Origin of the sequence: Priestia sp. TRN 1309, from assembly GCF_050846875.1 — a bacterium.
Lineage (GTDB): Bacteria > Bacillota > Bacilli > Bacillales > Bacillaceae_H > Priestia > Priestia zanthoxyli.
On record NZ_JBOZGM010000001.1, the window covers coordinates 582,100 to 595,748 of the forward strand.

The window sequence follows — 13,649 nt, forward strand, 5'->3', positions numbered from 1 at the left end:
TACATGATTTAAAGCGTTTACACAAATGTTCTTTTCAGAAAACTGAACGATATCACGACAATATATTGGTATAAAAGGATTATAGGACTAAAAAAGTTGAGAAAATAAAGAACGTGAACGTAAGATTTTTCACTTGCATAAATTGAACTCACAGTATAATATACTCTATGTAGAACACGTGTCTAAAAAAATGAACCTAAAGTATAAGGAGGTACAATAATGAGTCGATCGATAAATCAAATGGAAAAGCCGCCTTATGGCATAATTGCTATTTTGTTAATTGGCGCTTTTATCTCATTATTGAATGAAACGTTATTAAATGTGGCGCTGCCGTCTATTATGAAAGACTTAGATGTGACAACGTCAACTGTCCAGTGGCTTTCTACTGGTTATATGTTAGTGAATGGTATTATGATTCCAACTACCGCTTTTTTAATTCAGCGCTATTCTGTCAGAGGCTTATTTTTAACGGCGATGACTTTATTTACAGCAGGAACAATACTTGCAGGTGCTTCGCCAGTATTTTCTGTGTTGTTAACCGCTCGTATTATTCAAGCGTCAGGCGCAGCTATTATGATGCCGCTTTTAATGAACGTATTGCTCACAAGTTTTCCATTAGAAAAACGCGGAGCTGCGATGGGGATTTTCGGTTTAGTTATGATTTTTGCTCCGGCAATTGGTCCTACATTATCAGGATGGCTAATTGAACACTATGAGTGGAGAATGCTGTTCCACCTTGTTACGCCAATCGCAGCCATTGTATTAATAGGCGCCTTCTTCCTATTAAAAGACAAAAAAGAAAAAGTGGAAATCAATTTGGATTTTTTATCCCTTTTGCTATCTACAATTGGATTTGGCGGACTTCTATACGGGTTTAGCTCAGCAGGGGATAAAGGCTGGGATTCTGTGGAAGTATACGGTACCATTATCGTAGGAGCTGTGGCTCTGATTTTATTTATTACGCGTCAGTTCAAGCTTAAAACACCGATGCTTGAATTCCGCATTTTTAAATATCCAATGTTTGCTTTATCATCAACGATTTCGATGGTAATTACAATGGCATTATTCTCAGCCATGCTGCTAATGCCAATTTATGTTCAAACGGTACGAGGCATCTCTCCGCTTCATTCAGGATTACTAATGCTTCCAGGTGCGCTGCTAATGGGTGTGATGTCACCGATTACCGGAAAATTATTTGATAAATTCGGAGCGCGTGCATTGGCTGTAACGGGTCTAACGATTACAGCCGTTACGACGTATTTCTTCAGTAACTTAGAGCTTGATACGACCTATACAACGCTCATTACGCTTTACACGCTTCGTATGTTCGGAATGTCTATGGTGATGATGCCGGTTATGACAAACGGATTAAATCAGCTTCCGCAGCGTTTTAATCCGCATGGTACTGCGATGAACAATACGCTTCAACAAGTATCGGGAGCTATTGGTTCGGCTCTTTTAGTAACGGTGATGTCAAACCGTACAGCTACTCATGCAAAAGAGCTCGCTCAAGATGCAATGAGCGGAGCAGGAGCAGCTAATGCAACCGCAGCTGGGGCAGCTCAAATGAAAGAACAGATTGGGATGCAGGCAATGGTACAAGGGATTAACGATGCGTTTGCTGTCTCAGTAGTCCTAGTGGTGGTTGCCTTAATTCTTTCATTCTTCATGAAACGCGCAACGCCGGCAAGTGAAGATGAAGTGATAAAGGAAAAAGCAGCACGCGAGCAGTTTGCTAAATAAAAAAAATCCCCGCTGAGACAGCGGGGATTTTTTTAGCTTGTATATCTAAAGCTTAAGCCCATTTTCTTTAATAATTTCCGGTAACCGATGGACGTTTGATCAGCCATAATATGCGCTTCCATCTGCAGGTCTAAAGGCAAGTCTTCAGGTTTTTGGTTTTCCACCATTTCACGGTCTTCGTCAAAGACGCGAAGGTTAAAGTCATACACACCTTCAACGGGAGAATCTTTGTCAAAGTTTCGAGCGATTGGCGCGAATAAACGTGTTTCGCGGGCTGAAATAGGAGAGACTGCATTCATAATCCACAGCTCTGCGCCTTCTGGGAAGTATACTTTTAGCGTAGCTGTAAACGGGGGATAAACATCAAAGACGCGAAGCCATTTAAAATCAGGTGGATTTAAATGCTGCTGTTCTTTGGAATAATTGCTCACGGTGCTCGTATATTCTACATGAAGCCCATAGTCTGTATCGCTTACTTTATATTTAGGCACAAAGGCGTTGTTTCGATCACCAAATGTGTCTGTGTGAACCCAAGCAAAATGAGCTACGTCTAAAAAGCCTTCCATTTGACGACCGGCTGAACCCATGATATCAAAGCTCGGACAAACAATTTGCTGAAAATCAGGGTCCTCCCACGCATCGAAATAAGGCAGGTTATCTTGTTCTCCTGTCAGGGACGTCCACACTAATCCATATCGTTCAATAACTGGATAGACGGCCATACAGAGACGGGGAGAAATGTTGGCGTCAGGGTGAGCTGGAATTGACGTGCATGCGCCGTCCGTTGCGTAGCGGAAGCCGTGGTAAGGACAGACAATTTCATCATCTTCCACCCAGCCCATGCTAAGCGGGGTGCCTCGGTGAACGCATAAATCACGTGCCGCTACAACTTTGTGTGTGGTGCGGTATAAAACTAGATTTACATCTAGTAATTTTACGGACGTTGGTTTTTCTGTTACATCACTGCAGCGTGCGACGGGGTACCAATACTTGGCGAGCGTCGTCCAATCTTCCAGGCTGAACGTGCAGTCTCTTGGGTAGGGAGTTGCCGTTTTTGATTTTGTCATGGTTGGTTGTTGTTCCATCTATTTTCTTCCCTTCTTTTGTAAGCTCTTTTACTAAGGGTAATATAAAAAAAGAAAATTCACACAATTTATGTAAGAAGTTCTAACATGAAATATGGAACTTTGTAGAAAGTGCGAATTTCAGAAGACGCAAATTAGAGAATATACCAATAAAAAAATTTAAAAAAGCGCTTCCTAAATAAATTTAAACGTGATATAATTTTCCAAGACGCTGGTGTAGCTCAGTAGGTAGAGCACTTGCATGGTAAGCAAGAGGTCGCAGGTTCGATCCCTGTCGCTAGCATACTCAAAAACCTTCTTTCTTGTTGAAAGAAGGTTTTTTTATTTGAATTGGCTTTAAATTTATTCTCCGAATTATTCTTCCCCCGCCTTGTGAAAACTTTAACAGTTTGATAGCCTTATTAGGAGGCTGTTAGAAAACATGTGTATCTTTTCCACTATGTCTTATGAATCATATTTAGAAATATTCTTAAAAGAATGTTTATTGCCTCTAAGTATTGGGTACACGAAACTAGGGGTTAAATTTCAACAGGGAGTGTGAACGATAATTTGATTACGTTTAAGAATGTGTCAAAGCAATATCCAGACGGTACGACCGCCGTGAAAAATATTAATCTAGAAATAAAAGAAGGAGAGTTTTTCGTTTTAATTGGTCCGAGTGGATGTGGGAAAACAACCACCTTAAAAATGATTAACCGTCTTCATGATATTACCGAAGGAGAACTATACATAAAAGATAAGCTCGTATCGGACCACAACATACATGAGCTACGCTGGAACATTGGTTATGTGCTACAGCAGATTGCTCTTTTTCCTCATATGACCATTGCTGAGAATATAGCCATTGTACCGGAGATGAAGCATTGGAAGAAAAACAAAATCAAAACGCGTATTGATGAACTGCTTACCTTGGTAGGACTAGACCCAAAGCAATATCGAAACCGAAAGCCGTCTGAGCTCTCAGGTGGCCAGCAGCAACGTGTAGGTGTAGCACGTGCCCTCGCAGCTGATCCCCCCGTTATTTTAATGGACGAACCCTTTAGTGCCCTCGATCCGTTAAGCCGCGAACAGCTTCAACAAGATGTTATTAGCTTAAAAGAAAAAATCAAAAAAACATTTGTGTTTGTTACGCATGATATGAGCGAAGCCATGACGCTTGGAGATCGTATCTGCCTGATGAAAGATGGGGAAATTGTTCAAGTTGGCACCCCGGAGGAATTCATTCAAAAGCCTAAAAATGAGTTTGTGAAAACATTTATTGGAAATCAAGGAAATGCTTTATTTGAGACATTAGATATGTTTGTCAAAGAAAGTGAACAGCCAGACGTAGAACCTACTGAAGAGCTAGCTTCAACCGCCACTGTTCAGCAGGCAATGGACGCCCTTTACGACCATGAAGCAATAGCCGTGAAAAAAGGGAGCAAACGCATTGGCGTTGTAACGCGCAAAACTCTATTAGCGTTTCTTTCTGATAAAACGAAAGAAGGAGGAACGCTGTAATGAATGCACTAAGCACATTATTAAATCAACGAGGAGATGCACTGTTTCAAGCTCTTCTTGAACACATTCAAATTTCAGTACTGGCTCTTGTTATCGCCGTATTAATTTCAGTGCCGCTCGGACTCTACTTAACGAGGCATGACCGCATTGCTGAACCGATCATTGGCGTAACAGCCGTACTGCAAACCATTCCTTCACTCGCTTTATTAGGATTACTGATTCCTCTTGTCGGAATTGGAACCTTTCCCGCGGTTATTGCACTGTTTTTATATTCGCTTCTTCCTATTGTACGAAATACATATACCGGAATTAAAGAAGTCGACCCATCTTTAATTGAAGCATCCAAAGCCATGGGGATGAACTCGTGGAGACGATTAATCAAAGTAGAACTTCCTCTAGCGCTTCCTGTCATTATGGCCGGAATTCGCACAGCGATGGTACTCATTATTGGTACAGCGACAATCGTGGCTCTTATCGGAGCGGGCGGACTCGGAAGCTTAATTTTGCTTGGTATTGACCGAAGCGATAATAGTTTGATTTTATTAGGAGCTATTCCAGCAGCATTATTAGCGCTTATTTTTGATGGAATTCTGCGAACGATTGAACACTCAGCAAAAAAAGGGTCCAAAAAACGCTCGTTCATTATGATTATCGTATTAATACTCATTCTTGTTTCTCCGTTTGCAGCGATGAGCGCAACAAAACCAGACCTTGTTATCGGAGGGAAAATTGGCGCAGAACAAGATATTTTAATTAATATGTACAAAGAATTAATTGAAGATCAAACCGATATGAAAGTAAATCTTCGTTCGTCGCTTGGAAAAACGGTATTTGTATTTGAGGCTCTGCGTAACAAGGAAATTGATTTGTACCCTGAATATACGGGTACAGCCATTGTGACGCATCTAAAGGAACAGCCGGACAGCAAAGATGAAACACAGGTGTACAAGCAGGCAAAAGAAGGATTTCAAAAGAAATTCGGCCTTGTCTATTTAGATCCAATGAAGTTTAATAATACGTACACATTGACCGTTACAAAAGAATTTGCTAAAGAAAATAATCTAACGACCATTTCAGATTTGGCAAATGCAACAGATAAAGTAAAAGCAGGATTTACGCTTGAGTTTAAAGATCGTGAAGACGGCTACGTAGGCCTTCAAAAAGAATATGGCCTTACCTTCCCGAATATTAAGACGATGGAGCCGAAGCTTCGCTATCGCGCTGTAGAAAAAGGCGATATTAACATGCTTGATGCTTATGCAACGGATCCTGAAATCAAACAGTTTGGTTTAAAAGTCTTAAAAGACGACCAGCAGTTCTTCCCACCGTATCAAGGAGCGCCTGTGCTTCGTGAAGATACGCTAAAAGAGCACCCTGAACTGAAAAAAATCTTAAATCAACTGGGTGGTAAAATCAGTGACGACGAAATGCGTGAAATGAACTATCAAGTAAACGCAAAAGGAAAAACGGCTGAAGAAGTCGCTCATCAATTCTTAGTGAAAAAAGGATTAATTAAAAAATAAAAATGAAGACAAAAAGATCCGAACGATTTATCGTTCGGATCTTTTTTTAGGCGTGATTTCGTTATGTTTCAATCTCTTTTTAATGTGAGAGAAGCGTTAATGAAAATGAGGTCTTATGAACAAGCTAAAGGTACCAAATTTGTTTTCTGATGGAGAGGAGGCGCCGTTATGAATTCATTTTTTACGTGTCATCCTGTACAACATTCTTTTCAGCTTTTTTCAGTTGAACATCTTGTAACTTTAGCCATTATTGTGATCATAGGAGCATTTATTTTTTTATGTCGAAAGCAGCTGCGAAAAAAGAGGTTTGTGTTCGTTTTGCTTTCACTCGTTCTAATTGCTTCAGAAACGGCCTACCAGGCTTGGGAAATCGGATGTCATCAGTGGTCCGTTGAAACTTCTTTGCCTCTTCAGCTGAGTGATATAGTCGTGCTGCTGGCTGCTGTTATGCTGATAACCAAAAGCAGATTTCTTTTTTATTTTGTGTACTTCGCAGGAATCAGCAGCTCTGTTCAAGCGATGATTACCCCAGACCTTGGCGGCTATGCGTATGCCCAGTTTCGCTATGTGCAGTTCTATGTATCGCATGGCGGTGTGGTACTTGCTTGCTGTATGCTAATTGCTGCCTGCAGATATGAGCCGACGTTTCGTTCTTTATGGGTAAGCGTAGTATTTGTTAATCTGTACGGAGGTTTTATCTATGTCATGAATCGTTTACTGGGTGCGAATTATTTATACATGATGAAAAAGCCAGAGCACGCTTCCTTGCTGGATGTTCTTGGACCTCATCCTTGGTATTTAGTATGGATTGAAGGAATCATGATTCTTAGTTTTCTTGTCCTTTATCTTCCGTTTTGGGTACATAAAAAAATTAAAGGTGATAAAAGCAAAGTCAATTTTATTGAAGCAGAATGATAATACTGGTAATTTATAAGTGTAAACGAACTCGGATTTCCTGAAGGAAAAGGAAAGAATGAGTGAACAAGCCGTGAGAGGCAAGCGTAAAAAATAGAAAAGAAAAAAGCAAGCACAGACATCAGAAGGAGAGTATCAAAATGAAAACACTGGTTATTTTAGCGCATCCAAATCTAGCATCTTCTCGTATTAATAAAGCGTGGGCAGAGCGAGTAAAAAAAGAGGAGGATGTGTACGTTCATGATTTATACGCAAACTATCCCGATTTCAAAATTGATGTAGAAAAAGAGCAGGAGTTAGCTGTTCAATTCGATCGTATTGTTTTTCAATTTCCATTTTACTGGTACAGCTCACCAGCACTCTTAAAAGAGTGGCAAGATGTTGTTTTAACATACGGATGGGCTTATGGAAGCAAAGGTACTAAACTTCAGGGAAAAGAGTTTGTCGTAGCTACTTCGACAGGAGGCCCTGCAGAAGCTTATCAAGAAGGGGGATACAACCGTTACCCAATGAATCATCTGCTTCTTCCTTTTCAAGCTATGGCAAATTTAACAGGTATGAAGTTCCAAACTCCATTTTTATTTCAAGGAGCAGGCGGTGACCTGAGTGACAAAGTTATTCAAGATAGCGCAGAAAACTACGCTCAATTACTAAGATAATAAAAAAAGCCGCGTCAAAGCGGCTTTTTAATTTGCGTTTGTTCGTGAGAAAGAAGTAAGCAGCTTTTGAGGAGCAATATCTAATCCTTCAATCAGTAGTCCTGTCATAGCCGTTAGACTCCCGACTTCAAAAGATTCCCCAGCTCTCCAAAATGCTGATTCACCTTGTTTGATATAAATTTTCAGTCCGTTATCGCCAGCTACCCAGCCTTCCCCGTGAACGACTAAAAGAAGCTGTGGAATCGTAGCTTCTTGACGGGGGGTATAATCATTTTCTTGAAAAGATAAAAAGCTGATTTTGACATCTCCAGTATGAGAAAGTAATGGGTTTACTTTATAGGTAGAATGAAGAAAGGAACGCTCTTCTTCAGATTGAAAACCATATAATTTCATCATTTCATCTCCTTGACTAAAAAATATAAAAAAGAAGTCCTTCTCTTTTCATATACGCATACAGGAGAAAAAATAGAACTCCAAAGAAACAGCTGTTTTCTAGAAAACAACTCCATTTTATCTCCATTTTTTGTCGAAGCTGAAAATTTTTTGAAGGATAGGGAGGAAAAACAGAAGTTTTTTTGAATAGTATAAAAAAAGGTGTCCTCTAATGGACACCTTTTCCTAATTTAAAAATGACTGTAACGCTTGTTTGTTTTCTTCAAGGTCGATGCTTAAAACAGCACCAATACCGGATATTCGTTCATTTGAATAGGAACCTTCAACCGGTAAACGAAGAGATTTTAAATCTGGCTGATTTCCAACTAAAAAATCTTTTCCTATCACAATAAATGTTTTTGGCGGAATATTTGTATCCACATATGGATCAATGACACCCCATAGCTTAGGAGCTTTCGCCAGTGTCTTTACTTGAAGAGCTTCATCCATTAATTTACCAATCACTTCTTGTTGACGCTTCACGCGCCCGAAATCACTTTGGCTATCATGGCGGAATCGCACGTATCCTAGTAATTTATCTCCGTGAAGAGTTTGTTTTCCAGGTTTTAGCGTCATGCCAATTCCTGACGACATTTCGTGTGGCACGGTAACCGTAATTCCCTCAGGGGCAATCGTATCGGCAACTTTAGAAAAACCTTTAAAATCAACAACGGCATAATAGTTTACATCTACGCCGAAATTTTCTTTAATTGTCTTACGCATTAATTCGGGCCCGCCAAATGCATAGGCTGAATTTAATTTGTTTTTGCCATGTCCAGGAATATCCACATATGAATCACGCATCAAAGAAACAATTTTAGGCTGATTGCTGTCTTTGTCATAATGAGCAATCATGATTGTATCGGCACGCGAATGTTCTTCACCGCGAGAGTCAATTCCGAGAAGCAGCACATTCATGCTATCTAAATTGGCACTTGCACCATTAAAATCAAACTGTCCATCTTTCCCAAAAGCTCCGTCTGCTTCTGCTAATCCTTGTTGGTATTGATAATACACATATGCACCAGCGGCGATTACAAGAATGAGAAAGAAAAGAAGTAGCTTTCTAAAGCGTTTCTTTTTTCTTTGCTTTTTTCTTTTATGTTGTTTACGTTCTGTACGTTCTTCCAAATGTCTCACCATCGCATTCAAAAATATTAATACTTTTTTGTTTAAAACCAATTATGCAAAAAATTATAAAACGACATAATAAAATTAACACTAAGGAATTAGATTAGCAAGTACGTTCACTAGTAAATCTGCGAAGACAGCTAAAATAAGAGAAGTGTACAAATAGAAGAAAGAGGAAATAAAGGTTATTTTTTTCGAAGATATTTGTTATAATCTATCATAGTTAGGGAAAAAGTTCTGTCTTTTAAGAAGGGAATAAGAGAAAAGTCTCTATTTGTTGAGAATTAAATATAGGTCTAAGTGTAGAAAAAAGGAGTGAAGCGAATGAGTATATATGTGTCATCTTCGAACCTTGTGCTGATTCCAGAAGCGGCGTTAAGTCATTGGAAACCTTATGGCGCGGGGGAATTGACCGGAGCTATTATTTCAGGTAAGGATAGTGCTGAAATAATTAGAGAGCTTAATCAATCGTCTATTCTGCCTTTTACAAGTTTTTTCTATCGAAAGCATTTTGTTATTCTATTTGATAAAGAACAAGTGAAAAATCATTTTGAACAGCTGCTTTTATTATATAAATCTCAGGGCTATATTTTTTATTCTTCTACCTTATACGATGATCATTGGTCCCAGGTCCTTGAAGGAACCAAGCAGCTGCTAACGGTAAATGGACAGGTGGTACCGGTGCTTGAGCTTGAACAAAACGGTGAATTTGACGTTGTGCGTGATGAAGGTGGTCTTCACATTGTGATAGATGATGACGAAGACGAAGAGAAGCAGCTAGAAAAAAAAGTTCATGAGCTCCCGCTTGAAGAAGGTAACTATTTTATTGGCGATCCGGGATTTGTTGAAAACCGAGACATGCTGGTAAAAGAATATTTTCCTAAAGGTACGTACGAATTTATTTATAGATACGGAGAAAATGGCTGGCTGATGAAAGTAAGTATTCAGCGAAAAGCGATTAAAGAGCAGCTTACTACTCTTCACGCGGCTTTGTCTTAACCTCTATTCATTGTACAATATTGCTAAATAACTATGTTATAATAGTAATATTGCACAATGAAAGGGGTTTTTTTAATGGAAGCACGTTTGCAAAAAGTCGTATCATGGCTGAAGGAAAAGAATGTAGAAACGGCCTTTATTTCGTCAACTGAAAACGTATTTTATTTAACTGGATTTCACACGGATCCGCATGAGCGTCTGCTTGGTTTATTTTTATTTAATGAAGCGGAGCCGATGCTTGTTTGTCCATCAATGGAAGTGGGTCAAGCAAAAGAAGCCGGCTGGAAATTTGATGTGATCGGATATGAAGACCATCAAAATCCTTGGGAACTTATTAAAGAAGCTTTACATAAACGAAACGTAATGGATGTGAAAAAAGTTGCTGTAGAGAAAGAGCAGCTGCTGTATGCGAGAGCTGAAGAACTGCTTAATTTATATCCAAATGCTGAGCTAGTCGGAGCAGAAGAGAAATTAAATCAGCTGCGTTTAATTAAAGATGAGCGTGAAGTTGAGATTCTGCAAAAGGCAGCTGCATTAGCTGATTTTGGCGTGGAAGTAGGCGTAGCTGCCTTAAAAGAAGGCGTTACGGAAATGGATGTTCTGGCTAAAATTGAATACGAGCTAAAGCGAAAAGGAATTCGTGAGATGTCGTTTTCAACGATGGTGTTATTTGGTGAAAAAACGGGAGAAGCGCACGGGAACCCAGGTCTTCGCACGTTAAAGCCAGGAGATATGGTTCTCTTCGATTTAGGTGTAGTGCTAGATGGATACTGTTCAGATATTACGCGTACAGTCGCGTACAAGTCGATTAATGATAAGCAAAAAGAAATCTATGAAACGGTACAGCGCGCCGAGCAGGCAGCTCTTGAAGCTTCCAAGCCTGGCACTCGCATTGGCGACTTGGACATGGTAGCACGCAATATTATTACAGAAGCAGGGTATGGAGAGTATTTCTTGCATCGTCTTGGTCATGGCCTTGGTATCAGCGTGCATGAGTTTCCTTCAATGAGCCGCAACAATGATGATGTGCTTCAAGAAGGCATGGTGTATACGATTGAACCGGGTATCTATATTCCAGGACTCGGAGGCGTGCGTATTGAAGATGATGTAATCATCACAAAAGATGGATACGAAACGTTAACGAAGTACCCAAAAGAATTACAAATTATTTCATAATAATGTCATAAAAAATAGAGGCTGCCATGGTGCAGGCTCTATTTTTTTATGGGAAAAGAAAAAATTGGTTAAGGTTTCTTGTTTGCTTCTTGAGACAATTTCATAGTATGTTACGAAACGATAACATTTCTATCACATTTTCTAAAAACTATATCGTAAGCGAGTGCGGTAGTATATGCTGTACAGTAGGGGACTTTTTAAGGTCGCAAGCAAGGAGGTTTTTTATGAGTAATTTTACAAAAGATGAAGAATTAATTATACATAAAGCAATAGATGTATTTGGTCAAAAGGACCGAATTGAAGATTATTCAGATGAACGAAAAAAGCATGGTATTCACGTTGTGGCATGTGAAAATCATCCGCGTCAAGACGTAACCGCGTATGCAACGCTCGGTGGACATCAATGTCCGACAGGTTATACAGTTGGAGGGATCCCGCTTCGAATTGAAATTGTTGGGGCATGTCATGAGGAGTTCGGTATTTATTCTGCTATTTTAGCAAACTGTATTTTCCATATGATGAAATCTCATGTCTCCATTTTCCCAGGAGCTATTTATAAAGACGTTATTGCAGTCCTTGATGACAGCTTTCATATGCAGCACATTTTGCTGATTCCGCCGTTTTTATGGGATAATTTTTCAACGATTGAACTATCTGATAAAAAAGTAACGTTCCTGCAGGCCGTTCCGATTTCAGAAAATGAACGTGCTTTTGCACTTGAGTACGGAGTAGATTCGTTGCTAAGCCGCTTTGATGCTGAGCAGGTTAATGTCTTCAATTTAGAAAGAAGATCTGTTGTATAAACAAAAAGAGCGCCGACTGAGACGCTCTTTTTTGTTATTGATTAGTAGGTCAATTCTTTTTGAGGTATAGCTTTTTTATGACTCGTTTGGTAGCTGTGAAGCACCATGCCTGCTACGATAACTCCCATTCCAACCCAAGAAAGAATCGATGGCAAAGGACTTGATAGAAGGAAGACCTCTCCTAGCAGGGCAAATAAAACTTCCATCGATTGTGTAGCTTCAACTGCACCTAACTTGTGAGAATCTTTTTTCACAAGGTCAGTTGCCGCAAAAAATAAAATCGTTGCACACACTCCTGAAAGTAAAGCAACTAAACTGCTTTGATACATCTGAGTTGGTTTTGGTAGTCCATCGGTCAAGTAGGCATAGACAGAAAGAATAATCCAAAACGGCAGGCTTGAAAGCGTCATTCCAAGCACGCGCTGAAACGTATTAAGCGACGACAGCTCCATCATCTTACGGTTGCCAAGCGGATACGCAAAAGACGCAATTAAAATGGGAATCGTACAAAGCAAGGCAGTAGCCGCCGACAGTTCAGTCGCATGCTCAAGCTGCATGAGCACAACTCCTATTAAAATAATAAACGAAAAACCTAGCTGCTTGAAAGGAATGGCTCCTCGCTTTTTTCCTTCCTTGTAAAACAAAGGAGCTAGGAGAGACCCCGATAAAATCGTGATTTGCCAAGTTCCTGCAATAAGCCAGCCGGGACCGTAGGCGGAAGCAAAACAAAGAGGAGCGTAAAATAAGCCAAATCCGACCGTGCTCCATAGCAGCCATTTTTGCGGCTGGGCTTTTATTTCTGCCACCACAGGTTTGATGCCACCCCAAAAATAAACAAGCATAAGCAAAAGAGGTACCATAAAAAAATAGCGTAGAGATGCGCTCCACGCCCAGCTGCCTCCAGATAAATCCATCGCTCGATTTAAAACGAATGTAAAAGCAAAAAAGAATGATGCAGCAACGCCTAATAAAAGAGGCTTCACTTTGCTTCCTCCTCACTTGTCAGCGCTTCACCTAGTGTCAGCCAGTTTGTTTCGACAAGCTGTGATGTCAGTGCGGAATCTTTTTGACGGCAAGCATTTATGATTTCTTTGTGCTGATCAACGGAAGCAAGGCTAGCAAGAGAAGAAAAGCGAGCGATTTCCAGACGTTGAATTTTGGCGCTTGTTTGTTTTACAACACGTTCTAGCTCTAAATTATTCGCCCGGTTTAAAAAAACGGAATGAAATGCTTCATCCGCTTCGATCGCTTTCAGTACATTTCTTGTTTTGATTGCATGTTCTAGAGATTGATTATGTTTGATTAGTTCGCCCATATCTTCTTCTTGTAACGAAGTACAAGCCAGCTTAGCAGCAAGTGCATGAAGAGCTGCGACGACAATAAAGGATTGTTTTGCCTCCTCAAGGTTTAATGGAGCCACTTTTGTAGAAGAACCAGGTGTCGTTTGTACAAGGCCTTCATCTTCGAGCCTTTTTAATGCTTCTCGAACAGGAGTGCGGCTAACTCCAAATTGCTCAGCCAGTTCTTTATCCTGAAGCTTTTGTTCCGGCTGAAATTCAAGCATAACGATATTGTGTTTAAGTGTTTGATAGACTTCCTCCCGTAGGGAAAGTCGTTTGAGAGGTTGAATGTTATTTTTCATAAAACCAATATATCGCATATCACATTAAATAACAATGTGAA

13 protein-coding genes and 1 tRNA gene are annotated in these 13,649 nt (G+C 40.0%); 9 read left to right on the forward strand and 5 right to left on the reverse strand.

The genetic code is table 11. The annotated features are described in order from the left end of the window. Positions 1-219: 219 nt before the first annotated feature. Entirely contained in the window at positions 220-1,743 is a 1,524-nt protein-coding gene (locus tag ACRPLQ_RS02975; RefSeq protein ID WP_028415033.1) for a DHA2 family efflux MFS transporter permease subunit, read from the forward strand. Between the two features lie 32 nt (positions 1,744-1,775). On the opposite strand, the gene ACRPLQ_RS02980 is transcribed toward ACRPLQ_RS02975, so the two are convergent. After that, positions 1,776-2,828: an aromatic ring-hydroxylating oxygenase subunit alpha gene (locus ACRPLQ_RS02980; RefSeq protein ID WP_028415032.1), complete on the reverse strand. Its 1,053-nt coding sequence runs from the start codon at positions 2,826-2,828 to the stop codon at positions 1,776-1,778. 210 nt (positions 2,829-3,038) lie between these two features. Between ACRPLQ_RS02980 and ACRPLQ_RS02985 the strand changes: the two genes are divergently transcribed. The 5 genes from ACRPLQ_RS02985 (at position 3,039) to ACRPLQ_RS03005 (ending at position 7,425) form a co-directional block, all read left to right on the forward strand. Next, positions 3,039-3,111: transfer RNA gene (locus ACRPLQ_RS02985), tRNA-Thr, on the forward strand. A 266-nt stretch (positions 3,112-3,377) separates the two neighbouring features. After that, positions 3,378-4,328, forward strand: coding sequence for an ABC transporter ATP-binding protein (locus ACRPLQ_RS02990; RefSeq protein WP_014458647.1), 951 nt, complete (start codon positions 3,378-3,380; stop codon positions 4,326-4,328). Further along, positions 4,328-5,851, forward strand: coding sequence for an ABC transporter permease/substrate-binding protein (locus ACRPLQ_RS02995; protein ID WP_071271486.1), 1,524 nt, complete (start codon positions 4,328-4,330; stop codon positions 5,849-5,851). The genes ACRPLQ_RS02990 and ACRPLQ_RS02995 overlap by 1 nt, the downstream gene beginning before the upstream one ends. A gap of 168 nt (positions 5,852-6,019) precedes the next feature. Continuing rightward, the gene (locus ACRPLQ_RS03000; RefSeq protein WP_098999626.1) at positions 6,020-6,766 is read left to right on the forward strand and encodes a YwaF family protein; all 747 of its coding nucleotides are present in this window, start codon (positions 6,020-6,022) and stop codon (positions 6,764-6,766) included. Positions 6,767-6,906: 140 nt separating this feature from the next. Then, entirely contained in the window at positions 6,907-7,425 is a 519-nt protein-coding gene (locus ACRPLQ_RS03005) for an NAD(P)H-dependent oxidoreductase (protein WP_028415029.1), read from the forward strand. Between the two features lie 27 nt (positions 7,426-7,452). Here ACRPLQ_RS03005 and ACRPLQ_RS03010 read toward each other — a convergent pair whose 3' ends face one another. Then, complete coding sequence (locus tag ACRPLQ_RS03010) at positions 7,453-7,818, reverse strand: hypothetical protein (RefSeq protein WP_028415028.1); 366 nt, start codon at positions 7,816-7,818, stop codon at positions 7,453-7,455. Positions 7,819-8,043: 225 nt separating this feature from the next. After that, entirely contained in the window at positions 8,044-9,000 is a 957-nt protein-coding gene (locus ACRPLQ_RS03015) for an LCP family protein (RefSeq protein ID WP_372454540.1), read from the reverse strand. A gap of 312 nt (positions 9,001-9,312) precedes the next feature. Here ACRPLQ_RS03015 and ACRPLQ_RS03020 point away from each other — a divergent pair, with 312 nt between their 5' ends. From ACRPLQ_RS03020 to ACRPLQ_RS03030, 3 genes are all read left to right on the forward strand, one after another. After that, positions 9,313-9,987 (forward strand): hypothetical protein, encoded by a 675-nt coding sequence (locus ACRPLQ_RS03020; protein WP_033579911.1) that lies wholly within the window; start codon positions 9,313-9,315, stop codon positions 9,985-9,987. A 75-nt stretch (positions 9,988-10,062) separates the two neighbouring features. Beyond that, positions 10,063-11,163, forward strand: a complete 1,101-nt coding sequence (locus ACRPLQ_RS03025; protein WP_033579912.1) for a M24 family metallopeptidase — start codon at positions 10,063-10,065, stop codon at positions 11,161-11,163. 224 nt (positions 11,164-11,387) lie between these two features. Next, positions 11,388-11,966 carry a suppressor of fused domain protein gene (locus ACRPLQ_RS03030; protein ID WP_013084584.1) on the forward strand — a complete coding sequence of 193 codons (579 nt, stop codon included), beginning with the start codon at positions 11,388-11,390 and terminating at the stop codon, positions 11,964-11,966. A 41-nt stretch (positions 11,967-12,007) separates the two neighbouring features. Here ACRPLQ_RS03030 and ACRPLQ_RS03035 read toward each other — a convergent pair whose 3' ends face one another. Together ACRPLQ_RS03035 and ACRPLQ_RS03040 are read right to left on the reverse strand one after the other, a co-directional pair. Next, positions 12,008-12,949 (reverse strand): DMT family transporter, encoded by a 942-nt coding sequence (locus ACRPLQ_RS03035; RefSeq protein WP_028415024.1) that lies wholly within the window; start codon positions 12,947-12,949, stop codon positions 12,008-12,010. Further along, positions 12,946-13,626, reverse strand: a complete 681-nt coding sequence (locus ACRPLQ_RS03040; protein WP_028415023.1) for a GntR family transcriptional regulator — start codon at positions 13,624-13,626, stop codon at positions 12,946-12,948. Before ACRPLQ_RS03040 ends, ACRPLQ_RS03035 begins: the two co-directional genes overlap by 4 nt. Between the last annotated feature and the right edge of the window lie 23 nt (positions 13,627-13,649).